Source organism: Vogesella mureinivorans (genome assembly GCF_007644035.1).
GTDB lineage: Bacteria > Pseudomonadota > Gammaproteobacteria > Burkholderiales > Chromobacteriaceae > Vogesella > Vogesella mureinivorans.
Genome location: NZ_VMTV02001089.1, coordinates 1 through 544 on the forward strand (window position 1 = coordinate 1; position 544 = coordinate 544).

Annotated in this window: 1 protein-coding gene; it reads left to right on the top strand. The window is 64.5% G+C overall.

What is annotated here, in order from left to right:
• Positions 1-544: ABC transporter permease (locus FLQ44_RS22875; protein WP_147696181.1), on the top strand; the 544-nt coding region annotated here is incomplete at both ends.

Genomic DNA, 544 nt, shown 5'->3' on the forward strand with positions numbered 1-544 from the left:
TGTCGGGCGCAATCTGGCGGAGCAGTACGGCTGGAAGGTCGGCGACATCGTGCCGCTGAACAGCTTCATCTGGACCCAGGCCGGCGGCAGCCGCACCTGGGAGTGGCGGGTGGTCGGCATCTTCGATGGCGTCAACGAGGACTGGTCGCAGCGCGCGAACCTGATGTATCTGAACTATGCGCAGTTCGACGAGGCGCGCTCAGGCGGCAAGGGTCTCGCCGGCATCTTCGTGGTGCGCATCGCCGACCCGGAGGCGTCCGAGCGCATCGCAAGCGTCATCGACGCGAAGTTCGAGAACTCCTCGGACGAAACCAAGACCCAGAAGGAATCCGAGTTCCAGCTGGGCTTCATCCGCCAGCTCGGAGACATCGGTCTGATCGTCAATCTGATCACCGGCGCGGTGTTCTTCTCCATCCTGTTCCTGACCGGCGTCGCCATGAGCCAGGCGGTGCGCGAGCGCATTCCGGAACTCGCGGTGCTGAAGTGCCTGGGCTTCACCGATCGCCAGGTGATGGGTCTGGTGCTGGCCGAGGCCTTCGCCCTG